We start from the raw sequence: 21,998 nt of genomic DNA, 5'->3' as shown, positions 1-21,998 counted from the left end.
TGCATCATCTTTTTCCGAAAGCCGGCAACCACCTTTCGGGATGATGCTCTAGAACAGCCCGTCGATCTGCCCGTTGGCGTCGAGCCGGATGCTGTCCGCCGCCGGCACCTTGGGCAGGCCCGGCATGGTCATGATCTCACCGCAGATCACCACGACGAAGCCGGCGCCCGCCGAGAGGCGCACGTCGCGCACCGAGACGAGGTGGCCCGAGGGCGCACCCATCAGGCTCGGATCGGTCGAGAACGAGTACTGCGTCTTGGCCATGCAGACCGGCAGCCCGCCGTAACCGTCCTTCTCGAAGCCGGCGAGCTTGGTGGCGGCCTTCGACTCGATCTGGATGTCGGCCGCGCCGTAGAGCTTGGTCGCGATCGTCTTGATCTTGTCGGTCAGCTTCGTGTCGGTCTCGTAGGCGAAGGTCAGCGGCTTCTGCTCGCCCTCGGCGAGCTTCACCACGGCCTGCGCCAGCTCCTCGGCGCCGGCACCACCCTCCGCCCAGTGCTTGCAGGTGATCGCCTCGACCTGAAGCCGGTCGCGGCACAGCTCCTTGAGCCGTGTGTGCTCGGCATCGGTATCCTGGAAGAAGTGGTTCACGCCCACCACCACCGGCAGGCCGAAGCCCCGGACGTTGTTCACGTGGCGCTCGAGGTTGGCAAAACCCTTCTCCAGCGCGTCGAGGTTCTCGCCCGCGAGATCCTTCTTGTTGACGCCGCCATGCATCTTGAGCGCACGGACCGTCGCGACGATCACCACCGCGGACGGCTTGAGGCCGGTCTGGCGGCACTTGATGTCGATGAACTTCTCCGCACCCAGATCCGCGCCGAAGCCGGCCTCGGTGACGGTGTAGTCGGCGAGCCGCAGGCCGGTGCGGGTGGCGATCACCGAGTTGCAGCCGTGGGCGATGTTGGCGAACGGGCCGCCATGGATCAGGGCCGGATTGCCCTCCAAGGTCTGCACGAGGTTCGGCTGAAGCGCGTCCTTCAGGAGCACCGTCATGGCGCCGGTGGCCTTCACCTCGGCCAGGGTCACCGGCTTGCGGTCACGGGTCTCGGCGATGACGATGCGTCCGAGGCGCTCCTCGAGATCGGCCAGATCCTTGGCGAGGCAGAACACTGCCATCACTTCGGAGGCGACGGTGATGTCGAACCCGTCCTCGCGCGGAAAGCCGTTGGCGACGCCGCCGAGCGACTGGTTGATGGCGCGCAGCGCCCGGTCGTTCATGTCGACCACGCGGCGCCAGTGGATGCGCCGCACGTCGATGTTGAGCTCGTTGGCCCAGTAGATGTGGTTGTCGATCAGCGCCGCGGCGAGCGAGTGCGCCGAGGTGATGGCGTGGAAGTCACCGGTGAAGTGCAGGTTGATCTGCTCCATCGGCACGACCTGCGCCTTGCCGCCGCCCGCCGCGCCGCCCTTCATGCCGAAGCAGGGCCCGAGTGAGGGCTCGCGCAGGCACATCACCGCCTTCTTGCCGATGCGGTTGAGCGCGTCGCCGAGACCCACCGTGGTCGTGGTCTTGCCCTCGCCCGCGGGCGTCGGGGAAATCGCGGTGACGAGCACCAGCTTGCCCTCGGGCTTACCCTCGAGCGAGGCGATGAAGCCGTGGTCGATCTTGGCGATGTGCTTGCCGTAGTTGTGAAGTGCCTCGTCCGGGATGCCGAGCTTTTCGGCGACCTGGGCGATCGGCTTCAGGGTCGCCGCGCGGGCGATCTCGATATCTGAGGGCATTTCTCTCACCGTCGTTTCTTGTCACGCGGGCTCGCGGCGTGCCGAGCCGTCGCCCGGTCCGTCCCTGCGCTTGCGTGGTAGCGAACGGAACGGCCACGATAAACCGATTGTCGCAGTGTGAGCGAAACGACGAAGAAAAGCGTCTCGGATTTTTTTGATCCCGACCGTTAAGTTTTCTGATGGGACAAGTGATCTCGGACAGGTGATCCGCCCCCGGCCAGCCGGCACGCGAGGCCGAATGGTTTCAGCCGGTCATCGCGGTGGCGGTGTAACCGGCCTTGGTCAGTGCCTGCGCCACGTCGAGACTTTGCGCGACCGTCGTCGCGGAGACCCGGCCCAAGCCGACATCGACCGCGACTTCCGCCTGCGGGTCGAGGCGGCGGATCGTGCGGCGCACGGCCTCGGCGCATCCCTCGCAGGTCATCCCGTCCACGCGCATCGTCAGTTCGATCGGGCTCTGGTCCATCGCCATCGTCTCCTCGCTGCCCGCCGGGTACAGACAGGCCTCCGAAGATGTGGCTTCGGGATCGCGCGCGGCAAGCTCCAGGCGCGTTCGGGCCGAATGCACGGGAGAAACCTATGACACCGCCTTGCAGCCGGAAGCGGCGTCGGCGACATTAGGGTTACGACGATCCGGATGCGGCCTCGCGCGATCCGGCGCGTTTCACCCACACGTTCTGCGGGCGCCTGCTCCGCACCGTGAATGAGAAGCCCGGCCGTGGCCGCCAGACAGAAGCGCGTCGATCGACGGTGAAAACACCGAAAGCCCGAACGATCCGCCCGCGCGGCACCCCCTGGATCCTCGGCCTCATCGGCATCCTGGTCCTCGTTCCGCTGGCGCTCATCCTGCCCCTCGCCGCCGTCGCCGCCGTGTCCGGCCTCGCGATCGTCGGCGGAGCGCTTCTGTGGCGGCGACTGTCCGCCTTCGCCGTCGCGCAGGAGGTCGTCTCGAAGGAGATCGGCGTCCTGTCGCAACGCCTCGTGAAGCTGGAAGCCGTCACGGCCGCGCTGATCCAGTCGCGCATGCAGGATTCGGCGACGGCGGCCCCCTCGGCGCAGACTTCGGACGAGGCGGTCAAGGCACTCGACGCACGGCTCGATGCCGGGATCGAGGAGGTGACCGCCGAAATCGGCATCCTCAGCGGCATCGTCCGGGAACTCGCCGCGGTGGTGGCGTCGCAGGACGGCGACATCGCCCGCCTGAGGGTACAGGCGCAGGCGCCCCAGCCGAAGCCGGTTCCGCAAGCGGCGGCGGAGCCGGCCCGGCCACGCCCGGCCCCGGCCGCGACCGTTCCCCCCGAGACGGAACCGCTGGCGCCGCCGATGCGGCTCGTGCCCCGCACGACCTTGCCGGCGGCTCGTCCCACCGACCATTTCGCCGCCGCCGCCGACGCGGCCTCACTGATCGAAGCCTTCGACGGCGAGGGTCTGGAAGTCTTCCTGCAGCCGGTCGTCACCCTGCCGCAGCGCAAGGTCGTCGCCTACGAAGCGCTGGCGCGGCTCAAGGTCGGCGACGCGGTCTACGCGCCGGAGACGTTCCTGCCCGTTCTGGAGCGGCACGGCCGCACCACCGCGCTCGACCGGCGCATGCTCCAGCGTGTCGCGACGATCGCGCGCCATCTCCAGGGACGCGGCAGCCCGGCCTCGGTCAGCTACAGCCTGACGCCGCATTCGCTGTTCGAGCCGGGCTTCCTGCGCTCCCTCGGCCGCCTCGTCAGCGAGGGGCCGGAACTCGCGGGCCGCGTCGTGATCGCCCTGCCGCAATCGAGCTGGCGCAGCCTTGATGCGGAGCAGGCCGCCCTGCTGGCGGGTTTGCGCGGGCGGATTGGCTTCGTAATGGATCGCCCAATCGACCTGCGGTTTGACCCGACCGCTCTGGCCGAGCGCGGCATCACGCAGGTCAAGGTCGCAGCCTCGCTGCTGCTGCGGCCCCTCGACCGGGAGGCGAGGCCGGATATCGCCCTGGAGGATCTGGTGACATCCCTGGCGCGAGCCGGAATCCGGCTCGTCGCGACCGGCGTCGAGGCCGAGACAGAGGTGCCGGACCTCATCGATCTCGATGTGCCGCTGGCGCAAGGGGGGGTGTTCGCCGCCCCGCGTGCCGTACGGGCGGAGGTGCTCTCGGCTTCGCCCGAGGCAGCGCCGCCGCCGCCCTCGCCCGAACCACCGCCGAGCCCGCCGCCGCAGCGTCGCCCGTTCCGGGACTTCCTGCGCAGAGCCGGGTGAGGCCTGCAGCGGGCGCGACGTTGGTGGACGGCGGGCGTCAGCCTCGGGCGGCGTCGCGTTCCATCCGCTTACGCAGCCGGGAGGCTCCGTAGATTTTCGCCAGACGCTGGCGTGCCGCATGGACCGGAGGCGCCGCGCGCTCGGCGCGGGCGGCCGCGATCACGAGAAGCGTCGTCGCGATGGAATGGTGCATTTGCCCCTGCGCGCGGGCGCGGTCGAGGGCATCGCCGGATGCGCGATCGGACAGCAGATCGAAGTTCGCCATGGTCCAGCCCCTGCGGAGTCCCCAGCTCGGATCCCGCACCCTTTTTCAGGGATGACCGTGACGGCTTTTCGCAACGGCGATGTTCGGAACAAGGCAGCTTGGCCGTAATGGCGGACTGATGCCGGCCCCGTCCGAGGCCGTTGTCCCGCCGGGTCAGGCGAACAGCGCGTCGATGGCATCCTGCGCGGTCGCGGGACCGCCCATCTGCGGCCCGTTAAGCAGCAGCGATTCGTTGCGCTTGCGCCGGTCGACTTCGATCTCGTCGATGCCGGCGGCGTCGCGGGCTTTCACGGCGGCACTGAAGCGGGCGAGCCGACCTTCGAGCTGGCTCATCGCCTCTGCCACCTTGGCGATGCGCTGGCCGGTGATGTCCTGGAAGGTGCAGGCCTCGAAGATGTCGTAGATCTTGGCCTCGACGGCGTCGCGGTAGCCCGGCCCGTCGGGCAGCGCGAGAATGGCTTCGGCGGTGCCCATGATCGAGTTGGTCGCGCCAGCGGTCGCCGTCACCACCTCGCTCAACTCCTCGTGGACCATCGGCAGACGGTCACGCGTCAGCTCGTTGGCCCGCAGGATCGCGATCGCGTCCCGCAGGCTCGCGATGTAGTCCGCGATGTCGAGAAGTTCCTTCACCATCGCCGATGGGTTGGAGTTCTGCGACCGGCCGTCGCGTGCCGTTGCCATCATCTTCATGGGCGATCTCTCGCGACGTTCTCGTGTTCGATCCGTTGACGGCCACCCAAGGGGACGACCGCTCCTTGTAGGCCGGTCCCGACGGCATCACCGCCGGGACCGGCTCTCGTTACGGTGTCAGTCCGCTCGTTCCGGCTCGGCGCGCATTCGTCCAGCGCGACGGTCCATCGGCGGATCGTGAGATCAGGCCCCGCACACCGCCTCGATCTTCGACTTGAGGGTGGCGGCGTTGAAGGGCTTGACGATGTAGTTGTTCACGCCCGCCTTCTTGGCGGCGATGACGTTCTCGGTCTTCGACTCGGCGGTGACCATGATGAATGGCGTCGTGCGCAGGCCCTCGTCGGCGCGGACATGGCGCAGAAGCTCGTAGCCGGTCATCGGCTCCATGTTCCAATCCGAGATGACGAGGCCGTACTTGCGGCCCTTCAGGCGCGCCAGTGCCGCAGTACCGTCGGAGGCATCATCCACGTCCTCGAAGCCAAGCTGCTTGAGGAGGTTGCGGATGATACGCACCATGGTCTGGTAGTCGTCGACCACCAGGATAGGCATGCTGAGGTCGAGGGCCATATGACGATTGCTCCGTTTGTCCCTGATCGATACTGGCGGCGCGGCTCTCTCGAGCGATCAACGTCGCATCGACGCGTGCGAGCGGAGCTGCCTTCCGTTCTCAGACAATAGGCGGCGCGGATTGCGAACCAGTTAATCCGGCGCCCTTCCCCTCGCTTGACCCGAGAGACTGATTTCGCCAAGTCTCCCGCCGCTCTCCCGCCGCGCGGGGACGAGGCGGACGAGCCCGGCCGCGCCGACGCGTCCCGTCGCTGCTCCCGGCCGACATTTCCTTGAGACTCGCAGACATTCGATCGCAGGAGCCGATGCCCTCAGGCGACGAGAACGCCGTGCCGCCCGCCGGGACCGGCCTCCGCCCCCTTTCGAGACCCTTCACGGTCTGCCGCGAGGATGACCCGGTGCCTCCGGCGCTGGCGGGTGCCGTCGCCGCGCTCGGCAATTTCGATGGCGTCCATCGCGGCCACCGTACGCTGATCGAGGCGGTGCGCGCCGAGGCGGGGTCACGTCCCGCCGCCGTGCTGACCTTCGAGCCGCATCCGCGCGCCTTCTTCGCCCCCGACCAGCCGATGTTCCGCCTCACCGGCCCCAGCGCCAAGGAGATCGTGTTCGCGCGCCTCGGTCTCGACGGCCTGATCGTGCGCCGGTTCGATGAGCGGCTGGCCGGGACCAGCGCCCGGGATTTCGTGGAGGGCTGGCTGCGCGACGGGCTCGGCCTGTCCGGCGTGGTGATCGGCCACGATTTCCATTTCGGCCGCGGGCGCGAGGGCTCACCGGGGACGCTCGCCGAACTCTGCGCCGGGGCCGGCCTGTCCTGCCGCATCGTCCCCGCGGTCTCGGCCGATCCCGGCGATGCGCCGATCTCGTCGAGCACGATTCGCGCCGCCCTCGCATCGGGCGATGTGGCGCGGGCCAACGACCTTCTCGGCTATCGCTGGTTCGTGCTGGCCCAGGTGCGCCACGGCGACAAGCGCGGACGGACCCTTGGCTACCCCACCGCCAACCTCGCCCTCGAATCCTGCGGGCTCGCCCACGGCATCTATGCGGTGCGTGTGCGCCTCGCCGACGGATGCCTGCACGATGGCGTGGCGAGCTACGGCCGCCGCCCGACCTTTGACGACGGCGCGCCGCTCCTCGAAGTGCACCTGTTCGACTTCAAGGGGGATCTCTACGGGCAGGAAGTCGCCGTCGAGCTGCTGGCTTACCTGCGCGGCGAGGAGAAGTTTTCGAGCGCCGAGGCGCTGATCGCGCAGATGGACGTCGACTCGGCTCGGGCCAAGGCGGCCATCCGCACGGATCGCGTGCCGTCGATGCTGGGCTGAACAGATCGAAGACGGCCTGTCAGATCGGGTCGTTTCGGTGGATCCAAGCGAAGATCCCCGTCCCGACCATCGTGACCGGTCCGAGCAGGAGCCAGAACGCCACGGGATCGTCGGGTAGCCAGCGGTCCGTATCCTGCCGGCTCGGAACGAGGACGACGCCAAAAAGGGCGGCTCGGGCAAGTTACCGGAACGAGCCACCCCATAGGATCAGCAAGCCCAACACGATGTGAAACTCGTGCCTTTGGCGCTCGTTGGCACGCGCGATGCCGCGTCGTTCTTCATGCTGCATGAGGGGGGATAGTACCCCACATGCCGAAAGACAGCGTTGAGATCCGCCTTCGGCGCAAGCCGGCGGGCAGCCGGTCAGAGCATGCTCGGAAGGATCCGGTCCGGCGGACGGTGGCCGTCCATGAAGGTCTTGATGTTGATGATGACCTTCTCGCCCATATCGGTGCGGCTCTCATGCGTTGCCGAGCCCATATGCGGCAGCAGCACGACCTTGCCGGTGCGGGCGAGCCGCACGAGGCGCGGGCTCACCGCCGGCTCCTGCTCGAACACGTCGAGGCCGGCAGCCGAGATCTCGCCGCCCTCGATCAGGCGCGCCAGCGCGTTCTCGTCTATCACCTCGCCGCGGGCGGTGTTGACGACGATCGCCTCGGGCTTGAGCAGCTTCAGGCGGCGGGCCGAGAGCAGGTGATAGGTCGCAGGCGTATGCGGGCAGTTGACCGAGACGATATCCACGCGGGCCAGCATCTGGTCGAGGGATTCCCAGTAGGTCGCATCGAGCGATTCCTCGATATGCGACGGCACCCGGCGGCGGTTGTGGTAGTGGATCGACAGCCCGAAGGCCTTGGCCCGGCGGGCGAGCGCCTGACCGATGCGGCCCATGCCGACGATGCCGAGGCGCTTGCCCGTGATGCGGCGGCCGAGCATCCAGGTCGGCGACCATCCCGTGGTCCAATCGTCGTCGGGTATGATGCGCGCGCCTTCCGCGAGGCGGCGGGCGACCGCCAGAATCAGCGCCATGGTCATGTCGGCGGTGTCCTCGGTCAGCACGCCGGGCGTGTTGGTGACCGTGATGCCGCGCTCCAGCGCCCCGGCGACGTCGATATGATCGACGCCGTTGCCGAAATTGGCGATGAGCCTCAGGTTCGGCCCCGCCTGCGCGAGCAGTCCGGCCCCGATCTCATCGGTGACGGTGGGCACGAGCACGTCGGCCTCGCGAATCGCGGCGGCGAGTGCCTCCTGCGAGAGTGGCGCATCATCGTGGTTGAGGCGGGTATCGAACAATTCGCGCATGCGCGTCTCGACGACGTCCGGCAGACGCCGCGTGACGACCACCAGCGGCTTGCGCTTCAACGACGACATGTTCCCTCCCCGACGAGGCCGTCCGCATTCCCGTGCCTGCGCCGGACGCCACCCCGCTATGCCGCGGGGGGTCGGCTTACGCTCCCTTAACCATGGCGCGGCCAGATGGAGCGGTAGGCGGACCGGTTCCCCGGCCTGCCACAGGACGTTCGGCCTCTCTAGCAGAGAGGTCGGCGAACACAATGCGGCCCTGACCCGGATGGATGAGTGCCCGAGGGTCGGCCGATCGTAAGCCGACCCGCGGACGTTTCCGGCCTGTGCTCCCGCACGCGCCGAAACGTCGCCGCCGGAATGACCTTGGAGCATTGTGCTTGTGCATCGTCTCTTCCGAAGGCCGGCGGCCACCTTTCGGGACGATGCTCCAGAGACACGGATCGGAGACGAGGCACCATGCGCCCGCCTGAGCTTCCCCCGATGAACCCCGCGCGCCTCGCGCTGCTCGCGGCTCTGTTCGCCCTTTTGATACCGCTGACTGCCGAAGCCGCCCCGGCCCCGGCGCCGGAGGTCGGCAAAGGGCCCGTGACCAAGCTGCCCCTGCCGCGCTACGCCAGCCTGAAGACCAACCGCGTCAACCTGCGCGAGGGCCCCTCGAAGGACCACCGCACCCTATGGGTGTTCCAGCGCGAGGGTCTGCCGGTCGAGATCGTCGCCGAGTTCGAGACCTGGCGCCGCATCCGCGATTCGGAAGGAACGGAGGGCTGGGTCCTGCACTCGTTGCTCTCCGGCCGGCGGACCGCCGTGGTGATTCCTCCGTCGGGCGAACGGGCCGACGCCGCCAAGGCGACGGTGCCGCTGACCGCCCGCGCCGACGAGCAGTCGGCCGAGCAGGCGCGGCTGCAGCCCGGCGTCATCGGCAGCGTGAAGGGATGCACGGGCTCGTGGTGCCGCCTCGTGGTGCCGCTTCCGGACAAGCGTGGCGACGTCGACGGCTACATCCGCCAGAATCGGTTGTGGGGCGTCTACCCCGACGAGCGGGTGGAGTAGGCCGAGCCGCCGCGCCATGATCGAAACGAGAAAGGGCCCGGAAATCCGGGCCCTTTCTCGTGTCTGAAGTCGGGGGCGCCGGATCAGGCGCGGCCGGATACCTTGCGGCGGCGCAAACGCACGATCACTTCGACGCCGGCAATCTCCATGCCCTCGGGAGCATCGGGCAGCGAATCGACCGTGATACCGCAATCCGGCATGTCGAGAACCTCGCCCTCTTCCTCGAAGAAGAAGTGGTGGTGCTCACTCGGGTTGGTATCGAAATAGGCCTTCGAGCCATCGAGCGCGAGCTGGCGCAGCAGGCCGGCTTCGGTAAACTGATGCAGCGTATTGTAGACGGTCGCCAGCGAGACCGGCACCTTGGCGCGCATCGCCTCGTCGTAGAGCATTTCCGCGGTCAGGTGGCGGTCGCCGCGGCCGAACAAAAGCCAGCCCAGCGAGAGACGCTGACGGGTCGGGCGCAGGCCGGCCCGGCGCAAACGATCGCGCAGGTCGGAGAGTGGGCAGCCCCGACGGCCGCTAGCGTCGCCCGGCGAAGCGGACCGTGCGTTCAGCACGGCCTGGAGAGGCATCAGATCGGACATCGTCGGGAGCGATTCCCACTTATTTAGAATGAGTATAGCGTAGAAATTATACGGCTCACGGAGCCCTGCGGCAACCCATGCCGATGTCGACACCGGTTTGATACGTGGAAGACGCATGGCTCGCATCGGCCCGACGGGTGTTGGGCCGAGCGTAGACTGTGCATCGGCACTGCGCGGGAGCCGCTTTGTGGGCGCGCGGAGGCTGTGCTAACGAGGCGCCCATTCCATCACGCCTCGTCCGTTCGCACGCATCGGACCCGTCCGTCACCGAGGACCCGTACGTCATCCATGGCCTCTCTCGACCAGCAATCCGACGGCGCTTCTCCGCAGCGCGCTTCGAGCTTCTCCTACGAGGATCTCCTGGCCTGCGGGCGCGGTGAGCTGTTCGGGGCGGGTAATGCCCAGCTTCCGCTTCCGCCGATGCTGATGTTCGACCGGATCACCTCGATCGGCACCGAGGGCGGCGCCCACGGCAAGGGTCACGTGCTGGCCGAGTTCGATATCCGGCCGGACCTCTGGTTCTTCCCCTGCCACTTCAAGGACGATCCGGTGATGCCCGGCTGCCTCGGGCTCGACGCCCTGTGGCAGCTCGTCGGCTTCCACCTCGGCTGGCTCGGCGCATTGGGCCGCGGCCGGGCGCTGGGCGTCGGCGAGGTGAAGTTCACCGATCAGGTGCTGCCGACCGTCAAGCAGGTCGTCTACGGCATCGACATCAAGCGCGTGCGTCAAGGCAAGCTCGTGCTCGGGATCGCCGACGGGTGGCTCGAGGCCGATGGCCGGCGCATCTACGAGGCGAACGACCTGCGCGTGGCGCTCTTCCGCGCCTGAAACCGGCTCAGCTGGCTCGATCCTGCCCCTCGGTTCGGAGGGTATTTTGCGCCGAACCGGCCGCCGGTTCGGCGCCGAGTGCGTGAAGCGCGGTTGAGATTGGCCGCGCATCATCCTAACTGACCCCCCGAGGAAACGCCGCACCAGCCGCGGCGTCAGCAGCACGAGCCATCATGCGGCGTGTCGTCATCAGCGGGATGGGCATCGTCTCGTCCATCGGCAACAATACCGGGGAGGTTCTGGACTCCCTGCGCGAGGCCCGTTCCGGGATCGCCCGCTCCGAGGCGCAGGCCGCACACGGCTTCCGCAGCCAAGTGGCGGGTGCGCCGACGATCGATCCCGAGGGCGTCGTCGATCGCCGCGCCATGCGCTTCCACGGCGGCGGCACCGCCTGGAACCACATCGCCATGGATCAGGCGATCCGCGATGCGGGCCTGGAGGAACGCGAGGTCTCCAACGACCGCACCGGCATCATCATGGGCTCGGGCGGTCCCTCGACCCGGACCATCGTCGAATCCGCCGCCATCGCCCGCGAGAAGGGGCCGAAGCGCGTCGGCCCGTTCGCGGTGCCAAAAGCGATGTCCTCGACCGCCTCGGCCACGCTGGCGACGTGGTTCAAGATCCGCGGCGTCAACTATTCGATCTCCTCGGCCTGCGCGACCTCGAATCACTGCATCGGCAACGCCGCCGAGATCATCCGCGGCGGCCGGCAGGACATCATCTTCGCGGGTGGCTGCGAGGAGCTGGACTGGACGCTCTCCGTCCTGTTCGACGCCATGGGTGCGATGTCCTCGCGCTACAACGAGACCCCGGCCCGCGCCTCGCGCGCCTATGACGTGAATCGTGACGGCTTCGTCATCGCGGGCGGCGCCGGCGTGCTGGTGCTGGAGGAGTACGAGCACGCCAAGGCCCGCGGCGCGCGGATCTACGGCGAGGTCGCCGGCTACGGCGCCACCTCCGACGGGCACGACATGGTTGCCCCCTCCGGCGAGGGCGCGGTGCGCTGCATGCGCCAAGCCATGGAAGACCTGAAGGGCGTCAAGATCGACTACATCAACCCGCACGCCACCTCGACGCCGGTCGGCGACGACAAGGAGATCGAGGCGATCCGCGCAGTGTTCGGTGCCGGCGACGCCTGCCCGCCGATCTCGGCCACCAAGTCGCTCACCGGGCATTCGCTGGGCGCGACCGGCGTGCAGGAGGCGATCTACGCGCTCCTGATGATGAACAACGGCTTCATCTGCGAGAGCGCGCATATCGAGGAACTCGACCCGGCCTTCGCCGATATGCCGATCCTGCGCCAGCGCCGGGACGGGGCCCAACTCGGGCACGTGATGTCGAACTCCTTCGGCTTCGGCGGCACCAACGCGACGCTCGTGCTCAAACATCCGGATGCGTGACCGATCCCGCTGCACGGCATCGCGCCGTGCGGCACCAGCTCCTTCGCACCTGCGAAATAAAAGCGAAGCATAAGCCGGACCTTAGTCTGATGGACCGGCGGAACCCACCCGTTGCACGCACGTTCCTGCTTCGATATGCAGGTTAAATCATGATCGCTCTCCTCGCTCTGCTAACAGTCTCCGGCATCGCCATCGCCGCGAGCGTGGCGGTGCGCGCCAAGCAGACCCTGATCGATGACGCGCAGTCGGGAACCCGCGGCTACTTCTGACGACTGCCCGCGAACGATCCATGGTTCGGCCCCGCCGCCTCCGCGCCGGGGCCTTTTTCATGACTGGCCTCCGGTGCCGCTCCGGGATGCCCGTGCGCAATCCGGCGCCACGCGTGGACAGGCCCTCGCCCGGCGGGCTAAGCCTCGCAGGGGGCGCCGCGGCGCCGGGCCGAACGCGTACGGGTTGGTGGAATGACGGGTTTGATGGCGGGCAAGCGCGGCCTCATCATGGGGGTCGCCAACGATCATTCGATCGCGTGGGGCATCGCCAAGACCCTGCACCGGCACGGTGCCGAACTGGCCTTCACCTATCAGGGCGAGGCTTTGGGCCGCCGGGTGACACCGCTCGCAGCCTCCGTCGGCTCCGACATCGTGTTGCCCTGCGACGTCGAGGATCTCGCCACCGTCGATGCCGCCTTCGCCACCCTCGACGCGCGCTTCCCCGACGGGATCGACTTCATCGTCCACGCCATCGGCTTTTCCGACAAGGCGCAGCTCAAGGGCCGCTACGTCGATGTCACGACCCGCGCGAACTTTTCGCGGACCATGACGATCTCCTGCTTCTCCTTCACCGAGATCGCCCAGCGTGCCGCCGCCCGGATGCCGCGGGGCGGCGCGCTGTTGACGCTGACCTATGCCGGCTCGACCCGGGTGATGCCGAACTACAACGTGATGGGTGTGGCCAAGGCCGCGCTCGAAGCGTCCGTCCGCTATCTCGCCAGCGACCTCGGCCCCGACGGGATCCGCGTCAACGCGCTCTCGGCCGGCCCGATGCGCACGCTGGCCGGCGCCGGCATCGCCGACGCGCGGCTGATGTACAACCACCAGAAGGCGCACGCGCCGCTGCGGCGTACGGTGACGCTCGACGATGTCGGCAACTCCGCCCTCTACCTGCTGTCCGACCTGTCGGGCGGCGTGACCGGCGAGATCCACTTCGTCGATTCGGGCTACAACATCATCTCGATGCCACGCCCGGCAGTGCTCCAGGCCCAGGACGAGGCGGGCGTCGTCGGCGATCTGTGATCCCACCGGCAGCGTGTCGTCGCGTCGCTTGTGCACGACCGCGTCACGCCGCAGGGTGCGGCCCGCGATGATCCCCTCCCCCCGCCGACTCGTGCCGAGATCCCTTTCCCTGACGCTGGTCCTGGCTTCCCTCCTGCTCGTGGGCGGCGCGGGCGCAGCGTGGGCGCAGAGTGTCACCCTCGATCTCGGCGCGGGCGGCACCACGGAACGGGCGCTACAGCTCGTCGCACTGATCACGGTGCTCGCGCTCGCGCCCTCCGTGCTGGTGATGGCGACTTCGTTCACCCGGATCGTCGTCGTGCTGTCGATCCTGCGCTCGGCGCTTGGCACGCAGACCGCCCCGCCCAATACGGTGATGGTCAGCTTGGCCCTGTTCCTGACCGCCTTCGTGATGGCGCCGACGGCACGGGAGGCCTACCGGACCGGCGTCGAGCCGTTGATGGCGGGCCAGATCAGCCAGTCCCAGGCGTTCGAGCGCGCCTCGGCGCCGTTCAAGACCTTCATGCTGCGCAACGTGCGCGAGAAGGACCTCAAGCTGTTCCTCGACATGGCACGCCAGCCGGCCCCGGCGGGCCCGGAGGCGATCGGCCTGGAGATCGTCACCCCGGCCTTCATGATCTCCGAGCTGCGGCGCGCCTTCGAGATCGGCTTCCTCCTGTTCATCCCCTTCCTCATCATCGACCTCGTCGTCGCCTCGGTGCTGATGGCGATGGGCATGATGATGCTGCCGCCGGCCACCGTCGCGCTCCCGTTCAAGCTGATCTTCTTCGTTCTGGTCGACGGTTGGACGCTGGTGGCGGGCTCCTTGATTCAGAGCTACGGAGGCTAAGGCCCGCCACGATACGATTCGAGGTTGTGGCGGCCGCGTAAAGAGGACGCCGACACATGGATCTGACGACCACCACCACTCATTGGGCCCCGCGGATGCTGAGCATCCTGCGCATCGTCTCGGCGCTGGTCTTCATGGCGCACGGCACGCAGAAGATCCTCGGCTTTCCGGCAAGCTCGATGAACCCGCCGCTGATGTCGCTGTCGGGCATCGCAGGCCTGCTCGAACTCATCGGCGGCGCGCTGCTCGTGGTTGGGCTGTTCAGCCGGCCGGTGGCCTTCATCCTCTCCGGTCAGATGGCCTTTGCCTACTTCATCGCCCACGCTCCCAAGAGCTTCTTCCCGGCGCTGAACGGCGGCGATGCGGCGATCCTGTTCTGCTTCGTCTTCCTCTACATCGCCTTCGCGGGCCCCGGCCCGTGGAGCATCGACGCGCAGCGCGGTCGCGGCCGGTACTGAGCCTCACCCCGGCGGCGGGGACGGCGCCTCGGCGCGGTTGCCCGTCGCGGCGCTGCCGGGTTCCGGTACGGCGCTCTCGGGGTAACGCTTGCGGTACTCCGAGAGGAAGGCGGCGAGCGTCTCCGCCTTGGTTGCCCGCAGGGCCGCGTCGCGGAAGGCGGCGGAGCGGGGCGCGTCCGGCCGCGTCAGCATGGCGAAGGTGCGGGCATCCGCGCTCTCGGCCATCGGCCCCGCGAACTTCGCCTTCAGCCGTTCGAGCCCGAGAGACTCGCCCGCGAGACCGTAGGCGATGCCCGCCCGGATCACGTCGGCCCGCGCGGTGTCGTCGAGGGGTTTTCCGGAGCGCCAAGCCGGCCCGAGGATCATCTCGTGCGCCTCACCCGCCTCGCGCCAGCGCCGGGCCGCCCACAGGATGTCGGCCCGCAGACGCTCGGCGTCGGCCCCGGTTTCGCCCTCCACGGTCTCGAGCGCGAGATCGGTGCGCGAGAGGTCCGACAGGGCGCGGGCACGCAGCATCGCGCGGGCGCGGCGTACGTCGTCGGGCAGTTCGGGCAGATGCGTGGCGTCGAGCGTCTGGAGCGCCTGGAGCGGCTTGCCCTCCATCAGCCGGATCGTGGCGAGACGCGCCGAAACCGACGAGCGAGCCGTGCCCTCCAGCCGGTGATCGATTTGGTATTGCAGCAATTCGTCGGCGGAATCGAGCAGGTCGAGGGCAACGAGGCGGTCGGCCAACCGCCGCACGATCTCGTCGGCACGCCGGCCGGCGGGCGCGAAGTCCTTGAAGTCGAAGTAGAGCGCCAGCGCCTCGACGCCGCCGAGCCGCTCGCCGCGGGCACCCAGGAACAGATCCTCGAACACGGCCAGGGCCCGGTCGTGCAGGGCGCGGGCAATCGGCGCCTCGGGGCTCAGGGCGTTGGCGCGGCGGGCGGTGGTGAAGATCTTGCGCCAGCGCCCGGCTTCCTCATAGAGGCCGCCGAGCGCGCCGAGCGTTCCGATCTCGGTCGGGCCGCCGTGCCAAGTCAGGGCCAGAACTTCCAACTGGTCGATCGCCTCGGGCAGAGGCGTCTTGCCAAGGGTGTGGCCGAGGGAGGCGGCGCGCAGGGTCGCTTCCGCCGCCAGCGGCCATGGCGCCTGGCCCCGCAGCGTCTCGTAGGCCGCCAGCGCCGCCGCGCTGCGGCCGGTCGCCTCGTCCATCTTCGCCCGCAGCAGCGTCAGCCGGTCTCGGGTGTACTCGGTCGCGGCGCGGGTGGCGGCAATCGATTCGCGGGTGACCGCCTCCCAATCGCCGGTTTCGACCGCGGCCTCGGCGGCAGCGGCATGGAACAGCGAGGCGAGCGGCTCGGGGTAGCGCTCCAGGACTGACTCACCGGCACGCAGAGCGACGGCCGCCTCGCTCCAACGGCCGGCCAGGGCGTCGGCGTAGCCGCGCCAGAGCCGGGCCTCCGGATTGGTGGCGAGCCGCTCGTCGGAGAGGAGCTTGCGCGCCTCCTCCGCCCGTCCGATCCGGGCGAGCAGGATACCGCGCATCAGCGCCGTCTGCCGGTCACCGTCGATGACCACATCCTCGGCGGCGGCGGAGGTCAGCGCGCCCAGCGCCTCCACGTCAAGGTCGTTGGCCATCATCGCCCGGGCGAGACCGAGGCGGGCGCCGCCGCGGTCGCGGCGATGGGCCTCGACGGCGACGGTCAGACCCTCCCGCAGGGTCGCGCGCACGTCGCCGCGCTGTGCCCGTTCCCAGGCGTCGCGATCGACCGCCAGTTCCGTGACGGCGCCCACGGGCGGATCGGCGGGGCGGGAAATGCCCGACACCGAGAGCCCGCCGTCGCGGCCTTCCCGTGCGCCCTCTCTTGCCCCCTCACGGCCGATCGTCACGCCGTCGAGATCCGGCCGCACGATGAGATCGTCGGCGTTGGCGAGAACGGCGAGGCCGAGCCGGCTCGGAATCAGCTCGAACTCGACGAAGCGCTGCGCCTTGACGACGCCGGCCGGGCGGCTGCCGTCGGTGGTGACGACGGCGATGCGCTCGCCATCGAGATTGAGCCAACCGGCCGGGCCGGCCTCGGGCAGTCGCACGGTGACGCCGAGCCGGCCCTGAGCCATCGGCGCGCGCTGGGCGGTCAGGCTCTCGCTCGGCGAAAGACCGTCGCCGGTCGCCAGTTCCCATCCGGCCGGCTCGGTGACGGGCAGCAGGTCCACGAGCCGGCCCGCGGGTGCGGTGAAGCGAAGGATGGTGAAGCCGCCGCTGCGCAGCGGCGGCGCGAGCGCGACGAGCCCGGTGGCACCGGGCGGCGGCACGGTGACCGGCTCGGTCGTGGCGAAGACGAGGGTGACGATGCCGCCGCGCTCGAACAATGCTGCCGGCACGCGCTTAGCGAAGGGGAAGACGAGTCCGGAGCCCGCCTTGCGCGACACCGGGGCCGGCGCGGCGTGGCGCGGCGATGCGGCGGCGCCCGATGCGGCGGGCCGCGCGGACTCTTTCGGTGCCTCCTTCGCCCCGCGCTTCGCCTCCGCGACCGGCGCTCCGGCCGGCGGAACGGGTGAGTTCGGGGTCTCGGTCGCGGTTTCCGTTACCTTGGGCTTTGTGACGAAATCGATCGCCACGACATCCTCGTCGCGCAGGGTGGCGAGTGTCACCCCCTCGGCTGGGCTCGCCACGATCCGTGTCTCGCCGGCCTCCGTCTCGACCGTGACACGGCCGAGATTCGGATCGAGGCGGCCGCGCAGGGCGTGGTCGTCGATACGCCAGGCTCCCGGCAGCGTCAGGCGCGTGCCGGTGCCGTTCGGGGCGAAGGCAGCCTCGGAGCCTTCCGGCAGGCGCAGGGAGAGCCGGGTGCGCGCATCGGTGCGGGCGAGTTCGAGGGCGAGCGGACGCGGCACCGGGGCCGGATTGCGCGCCTTCAGGCTGGCCTCGGCGGCGGCCGCCCGGCGGGCGAGGTCAGCGACGACTTCGGTGGGTAGTGGCGGCAGGAAGCCGTTCCAGCTCTCCGGCAGGAGATCGATGAAAACCTGTTCGCCGGCATCCTGCACGTTGACGCGGTAGGGCCGCTGCAGGGCGAGGCGCAGGGCCGAGCCGTCGGGGTCGCGCCGCACCACGGTGACGTAGTCCGGCATCCCCGCCGCGATGCGCTCGGGACCGGCCCCCACCGCTCCGCCGAAATTGAGTACGAGGATCGCGCCCGACACCCGCGCCTTGACGGAGACCGGCTCATCGAAGGTCAGGACGATGCGGCCGAAGCCCTCCGGCGGCTGCGCGCCCTTGGCCGAGACGAGCCGGGCCGCCTCCGCCGCCGAGGCCGCGGCGCAGAGGCCGACAGCGAAGCCGGCGCGCAGGAGAACCCTGCCCGGACGCCGCTTTGCCTGACCGGCCCCTCCCCCCATCGCCCGAAACGCCCGCCCTCACCGGCGGCCGGCCCTCGACGGCCGGGCGCCGAACGCCACTCGTGCCGGCACTCTCGCCCAGCGCAGTGAACGGGCACTTAAGGACGACGCTCGGTTACGAGGCCTTTCGCAGGACGAGGCCGGGGATCGCCTTGCCTTTCTCGCCGAACATCTCCTGCGCCTTGCGGCAGCTCTCATCGACGTCTTTCCGGTAGGCTTCGGTGTAGCCCATGCTGCGCATGAGCAATTCGCCCTTCGAGATCGCGTCGATGTCGACGCCCATGGCGGAAACCACCGCCTTGAACCGCTCGTAATCGGGCTGCGACTCCTTGCAGGATTCGCCGACGAAGCGGACGAGCCCTGCGAGCTTGGCCGCATTCGCCTCCTGGCGCTCCTGCGCGGTCTGGGGCGCCTTCGGGGCAGCGTCCGGAGCAGCCTCGGGCGCAGTCTTGGCGATGTCAGGCGCGGCGGGTGCCTCGGCCGCAGCGGCGAGCGGCCATGCGAACAGAATCGCGGCTGCGATCGCGAAATGCTTCATCGTGTTTCTCCCTGGGCCTTTTGCATAATCATTATTTTGATCTTATTTTTCGTCGCCTGAGCATAGCAAAGGCGCGGGCGTTGTTCTGCCCTCTTCGCGAAGCTTTGTCGAAGCGCCGGCCGCGCAGCATGTCGCGACCGGCCCCGATCGGGGTCAGACCGATTTCGCCGCGCGCCCCGCTGCCATCAGCGCGAAGGCGTAGATCAGGCCAACCTCCTCCAGGCGGTCGAACCGGCCGGCGGCGCCGCCGTGCCCGGCTTCCATGTTGATCTTCATGAGAACCGGGCCGCCGCCGGTCATGGTAGCGCGCAGACGCGCCACCCATTTGGCCGGCTCCCAATAGGTCACGCGCGGATCGGTGAGGCCGCCGAGCGCAAGGATCGCCGGATAGGTCTTGGCGGCGACGTTGTCGTAGGGCGAGTAGGCCAGGATCGTCTTGAAGGCCTCCTCGCTCTCGCCCGGGTTGCCCCATTCGGGCCATTCCGGCGGCGTCAGCGGCAGATCCGCATCGAGCATGGTGTTGAGCACATCGACGAAGGGCACGTCGGCGACGATGCCGGCGAACAGCTCCGGCGCGAGGTTGGCGGCCGCCCCCATCAGCATGCCGCCCGCGCTGCCGCCATGGGCGACGATCCGGCCCTGGGCGGTGTAGCCCGCCTCGATCAGCGCCCGGCCGCAGGCCACGAAATCGGTGAAGGTGTTGGGCTTCTTCTCGCGCTTGCCGTCGAGATACCAGTTCCAGCCCTTCTCGGTACCGCCGCGGACATGGGCGATGGCATAGACGAAGCCGCGATCGACGAGGCTGAGCAGGTTGGTGCGAAAGCCCGCCGGCATCAGCGTGCCGTAGGAGCCGTAGCCGTAGAGCAGCAGCGGCGCCGAGCCATCGAGGCTGAGCCCGCGGCGGTGCAGGAGCGAGATCGGCACGCTCTCGCCGTCGGGTGCGGTCGCGAACAGGCGCCGGGTCACGTAGTCGGCGGGCTCGTGGCCGCTCGGCACGCTCTGGCGCTTGCGCAGGATGCGGGCGCGGGTGACGCAATCGTAGTCGTAGGTCTCGGCGGGCGTCGTCATCGACGAATAGCTGAAGCGGATCCGCGCCGTCTCGAACTCGTAACCCGGAAGCAACCCGAGCGAGTAGGCTTCCTCGGCAAAGGAGACGGTGTGCTCCTCGCCCTTCATGTCGCGCACGACGATGCGCGGCAGGGCGTTCTCCAGTTCGAGTCGCACGAGGTGATTGCCGAGCACGTGCAGGTGCCGGATCATCACGCCGGGCCGATACGGCACCGCGTCGCGCCAGTTCTCGCGCGCGGTGGCGTCGAGGGGGCAGGTGACAATCTTGAAGTCCACCGCGCCGTCGGCATTCGTCAGGATGACGAGGTACGAGCCCCAATGCTCGACCGAATAGATCAGCCGCTCCTCGCGCGGCGCGACACAGGCCAGCGCGCCCTCGTCGTCGCCGCGGTCGAGCAGGTAGACCTCCGATGTCTCGTGGTCGCTCGCCGTGACCGTGAGGTAGGTGCCAGACTGGGTGCGGCCGATGTTCACGAAGAAACCCGGATCGGATTCCTCGTAGACGGTCGTGTCTTCCGCCTGATCGGTGCCGAGGCGGTGGCGCATGACGCGGGCCGGACGGTGGTTCTCGTCCAGCGCCACGTAGAAGAAGGCGGTGCCGGAAGCGTTCCACACCGCGTCGCCGGCAGTCGACTCGACCCGCTCGGCGCGGTCCTCGCCGGTGTCGAGATCGCGCACGCGGATGGTGTGGAGTTCCGAGCCCTTGGTGTCGACGCCCCAGGCGAGCAGGCGGTGGTCGTCGGAATGGGCTGCTCCGGCGATCTCGAAGAAGGCGAGGCCCTCCCCCTCCCGGTCGCCGTCGAGCAGGATCTGCTCGCCGATCTCGCCGTCCTCCGGCTCCTCGGCGATGCGGTGGACGGTGCGCGGCCGGCGGCAGACCAGCGGATGCTGTCCGCCCTCGCGGTGGCGGGAATAATAGGCAAAAGGTCCGTCGGGCTCGGGCACCGAGGCATCGTCCTCGCGGATGCGCCCGCGCATCTCGGCGACCAGAGTTTTGCGCAGGTCGGCCGCGCCACTGAGCGCAGCCTCGGCATAGGTATTCTCGGCTTCGAGATAGGCGCGGATGTCGGGGGCCAGCGCCGACGGGTCCTTCAGCACCGCACGCCAGTTCTCGGCCTTGAGCCATGCGAACGGGTCTTCGACGCGCTGGCCGAAGAGGTCGAAGGCGTGCGGGCGTGTCTCGGCAACGGGTGCCTCGGGCGGCAAGGCGAAGGGGGGTGGCTCGAAGGTCATCGCCGGACTCCGGTGGGAACGCTGAATGGGACGCTTGAGAAAAAACGCGTGAGATATCAGGCGGTGTGCCGCGCGGCGGCCGTGGCCGCAAGGCTGGCAAATGCGCCGCCCCCTTGCCACGCCTCTGCTGCTCCACGCCGCGGCGCGGGTGCGAACGCAGCGGATGGACCGTCCCGGTCTCAGAGATGTCGAGCATTCACGACAAATTGTGCACGTCCCAGATGGCGAAGGGTCCGTTCAGTTGTGCATACCCGTCCTGTCTTGCAGGTCTAATTTGGATGTTCTAGGTAGAACCCGTGACTGCGGGGGCGTCACGCCAAACCGAAATCAAGCGGCATCATTGCACAGGCCGATAGGTACCTGTCCGTTTCCATCTTCAAGCCGGATGACGGGCCGGATCGATTGCGCGCGATGCACCGCCAAGGGACAGCCAAGAACATGAACGAAACCGAGACGCCGGTCGATTACGTCGCTCTCACGGCCGATATCGTCGCCGCCTATGTGAGCAATAACCCGGTGCCGGCCGCCGAACTCGCCGGTCTGATCGGCAGCATCCACGGCGCCCTGATCCAGGTCGGAACCGGCCGCACCGGCGCTCCGCAGCCCGTGGCCCAGGAGGCGCTCCAGCCGGCCGTTTCGATCAAGAAGTCGATCCAGCCGGACTATCTCGTCTGCCTGGAAGACGGGCGGACCTTCAAGTCGCTGAAGCGGCACCTGCGCGCCAAATACAACCTTTCCCCCGAGCAGTATCGCGCCAAGTGGGGCCTGTCGCCCGACTACCCGATGGTAGCGCCGAACTATGCCAAGGCTCGCTCCGACCTCGCCAAGGCGATCGGCCTCGGTCAGGTGCGGCCGGGCTACGAGGCAGCCGCCTGAGGTTTCTTCCGCCGCCCCCCACGAAACGCAGGCTGCGCCGCCCTTTTCAGGCTTGGCGCAGCGGCGGTTCGTGCGGGGGGCGATTGGCGAATCAGGTTATCAACAATAAAATCGTGGAACGGCGCAACCTCTGCTGCATTGCCTTCACATGAGCGACGACAGCCCCTCCGAACAACTTGCCAAGACCAATGAAGCGCTCGCCGAGTGGGCGGCCCGCTCGGCCTGCGACAGTGACCGTCTGATCGATCGCTTCGAGCAGATGGGATACGCGGTGCGCGGCAAGTCCGAGGACGAGATCGCAGAGATCCTGAAAAAGCCACCAACCAAGCCGTCTCAGGCCTGAAAGCGCCCGGCACCGGCAGCGTGACGGTGC

General features: G+C 68.7%; 20 protein-coding genes. 10 read left to right on the top strand and 10 right to left on the bottom strand.

Going from position 1 to position 21,998, the window contains the following annotated elements; genetic code table 11:
• Positions 1-48: 48 nt before the first annotated feature.
• On the bottom strand, positions 49-1,722 hold the full coding sequence (locus J2W78_RS02480) for a formate--tetrahydrofolate ligase (protein WP_253367727.1): 1,674 nt from the start codon (positions 1,720-1,722) through the stop codon (positions 49-51).
• Positions 1,723-1,966: 244 nt separating this feature from the next.
• Positions 1,967-2,188 carry a heavy-metal-associated domain-containing protein gene (locus J2W78_RS02475; protein WP_253367725.1) on the bottom strand — a complete coding sequence of 74 codons (222 nt, stop codon included), beginning with the start codon at positions 2,186-2,188 and terminating at the stop codon, positions 1,967-1,969.
• A gap of 284 nt (positions 2,189-2,472) precedes the next feature.
• Between J2W78_RS02475 and J2W78_RS02470 the strand changes: the two genes are divergently transcribed.
• Complete coding sequence (locus J2W78_RS02470; protein WP_253367723.1) at positions 2,473-3,948, top strand: EAL domain-containing protein; 1,476 nt, start codon at positions 2,473-2,475, stop codon at positions 3,946-3,948.
• A gap of 37 nt (positions 3,949-3,985) precedes the next feature.
• Here J2W78_RS02470 and J2W78_RS02465 read toward each other — a convergent pair whose 3' ends face one another.
• The 3 genes from J2W78_RS02465 to J2W78_RS02455 form a co-directional block, all read right to left on the bottom strand.
• Positions 3,986-4,213, bottom strand: a complete 228-nt coding sequence (locus J2W78_RS02465) for a hypothetical protein (protein ID WP_253367722.1) — start codon at positions 4,211-4,213, stop codon at positions 3,986-3,988.
• Between the two features lie 153 nt (positions 4,214-4,366).
• Positions 4,367-4,903: a protein phosphatase CheZ gene (locus tag J2W78_RS02460; protein ID WP_253367720.1), complete on the bottom strand. Its 537-nt coding sequence runs from the start codon at positions 4,901-4,903 to the stop codon at positions 4,367-4,369.
• A gap of 183 nt (positions 4,904-5,086) precedes the next feature.
• Positions 5,087-5,470, bottom strand: a complete 384-nt coding sequence (locus tag J2W78_RS02455; protein WP_003604011.1) for a response regulator — start codon at positions 5,468-5,470, stop codon at positions 5,087-5,089.
• A gap of 305 nt (positions 5,471-5,775) precedes the next feature.
• Here J2W78_RS02455 and J2W78_RS02450 point away from each other — a divergent pair, with 305 nt between their 5' ends.
• Entirely contained in the window at positions 5,776-6,789 is a 1,014-nt protein-coding gene (locus J2W78_RS02450; protein ID WP_253367718.1) for a bifunctional riboflavin kinase/FAD synthetase, read from the top strand.
• 363 nt (positions 6,790-7,152) lie between these two features.
• Here the strand turns inward: J2W78_RS02450 and J2W78_RS02445 are convergent, their stop codons facing one another.
• Positions 7,153-8,157, bottom strand: coding sequence for a 2-hydroxyacid dehydrogenase (locus tag J2W78_RS02445; RefSeq protein WP_253367716.1), 1,005 nt, complete (start codon positions 8,155-8,157; stop codon positions 7,153-7,155).
• 390 nt (positions 8,158-8,547) lie between these two features.
• Here J2W78_RS02445 and J2W78_RS02440 point away from each other — a divergent pair, with 390 nt between their 5' ends.
• Positions 8,548-9,141 (top strand): SH3 domain-containing protein, encoded by a 594-nt coding sequence (locus J2W78_RS02440; RefSeq protein WP_253367714.1) that lies wholly within the window; start codon positions 8,548-8,550, stop codon positions 9,139-9,141.
• Between the two features lie 83 nt (positions 9,142-9,224).
• Here J2W78_RS02440 and irrA read toward each other — a convergent pair whose 3' ends face one another.
• Positions 9,225-9,725 carry an iron response transcriptional regulator IrrA gene (gene irrA, locus J2W78_RS02435; protein ID WP_253373944.1) on the bottom strand — a complete coding sequence of 167 codons (501 nt, stop codon included), beginning with the start codon at positions 9,723-9,725 and terminating at the stop codon, positions 9,225-9,227.
• A 288-nt stretch (positions 9,726-10,013) separates the two neighbouring features.
• Here irrA and fabA point away from each other — a divergent pair, with 288 nt between their 5' ends.
• The 5 genes from fabA to J2W78_RS02410 all read left to right on the top strand — a co-directional run bounded on the left by fabA (position 10,014) and on the right by J2W78_RS02410 (position 14,532).
• A complete protein-coding gene (gene fabA / locus J2W78_RS02430) occupies positions 10,014-10,553 on the top strand; it encodes a bifunctional 3-hydroxydecanoyl-ACP dehydratase/trans-2-decenoyl-ACP isomerase (RefSeq protein WP_003604006.1) in 540 nt (179 codons plus the stop codon).
• A gap of 173 nt (positions 10,554-10,726) precedes the next feature.
• The gene (gene fabB, locus J2W78_RS02425) at positions 10,727-11,953 is read left to right on the top strand and encodes a beta-ketoacyl-ACP synthase I (RefSeq protein ID WP_253367713.1); all 1,227 of its coding nucleotides are present in this window, start codon (positions 10,727-10,729) and stop codon (positions 11,951-11,953) included.
• 461 nt (positions 11,954-12,414) lie between these two features.
• Complete coding sequence (gene fabI / locus J2W78_RS02420; RefSeq protein ID WP_253367712.1) at positions 12,415-13,245, top strand: enoyl-ACP reductase FabI; 831 nt, start codon at positions 12,415-12,417, stop codon at positions 13,243-13,245.
• Between the two features lie 67 nt (positions 13,246-13,312).
• Positions 13,313-14,074 carry a flagellar type III secretion system pore protein FliP gene (fliP, locus tag J2W78_RS02415; RefSeq protein WP_253367711.1) on the top strand — a complete coding sequence of 254 codons (762 nt, stop codon included), beginning with the start codon at positions 13,313-13,315 and terminating at the stop codon, positions 14,072-14,074.
• 56 nt (positions 14,075-14,130) lie between these two features.
• Entirely contained in the window at positions 14,131-14,532 is a 402-nt protein-coding gene (locus J2W78_RS02410) for a DoxX family protein (RefSeq protein ID WP_253367710.1), read from the top strand.
• Positions 14,533-14,535: 3 nt separating this feature from the next.
• Here the strand turns inward: J2W78_RS02410 and J2W78_RS02405 are convergent, their stop codons facing one another.
• The 3 genes from J2W78_RS02405 to J2W78_RS02395 form a co-directional block, all read right to left on the bottom strand.
• Complete coding sequence (locus J2W78_RS02405; protein ID WP_253367709.1) at positions 14,536-17,910, bottom strand: hypothetical protein; 3,375 nt, start codon at positions 17,908-17,910, stop codon at positions 14,536-14,538.
• Positions 17,911-18,025: 115 nt separating this feature from the next.
• Positions 18,026-18,448 (bottom strand): hypothetical protein, encoded by a 423-nt coding sequence (locus J2W78_RS02400; RefSeq protein ID WP_253367708.1) that lies wholly within the window; start codon positions 18,446-18,448, stop codon positions 18,026-18,028.
• A 153-nt stretch (positions 18,449-18,601) separates the two neighbouring features.
• The gene (locus tag J2W78_RS02395; protein WP_253367707.1) at positions 18,602-20,749 is read right to left on the bottom strand and encodes a S9 family peptidase; all 2,148 of its coding nucleotides are present in this window, start codon (positions 20,747-20,749) and stop codon (positions 18,602-18,604) included.
• A 438-nt stretch (positions 20,750-21,187) separates the two neighbouring features.
• Between J2W78_RS02395 and J2W78_RS02390 the strand changes: the two genes are divergently transcribed.
• Both J2W78_RS02390 and J2W78_RS02385 read left to right on the top strand, forming a co-directional pair.
• The gene (locus tag J2W78_RS02390) at positions 21,188-21,625 is read left to right on the top strand and encodes a MucR family transcriptional regulator (protein WP_253367706.1); all 438 of its coding nucleotides are present in this window, start codon (positions 21,188-21,190) and stop codon (positions 21,623-21,625) included.
• 148 nt (positions 21,626-21,773) lie between these two features.
• Positions 21,774-21,968, top strand: coding sequence for a hypothetical protein (locus J2W78_RS02385; RefSeq protein WP_003606491.1), 195 nt, complete (start codon positions 21,774-21,776; stop codon positions 21,966-21,968).
• Positions 21,969-21,998 lie beyond the last annotated feature (30 nt).

This window comes from Methylorubrum extorquens, from assembly GCF_024169925.1.
GTDB classification, from domain to species: domain Bacteria; phylum Pseudomonadota; class Alphaproteobacteria; order Rhizobiales; family Beijerinckiaceae; genus Methylobacterium; species Methylobacterium extorquens_A.
This window is presented reverse-complemented; position numbering and strand designations above follow the sequence as displayed.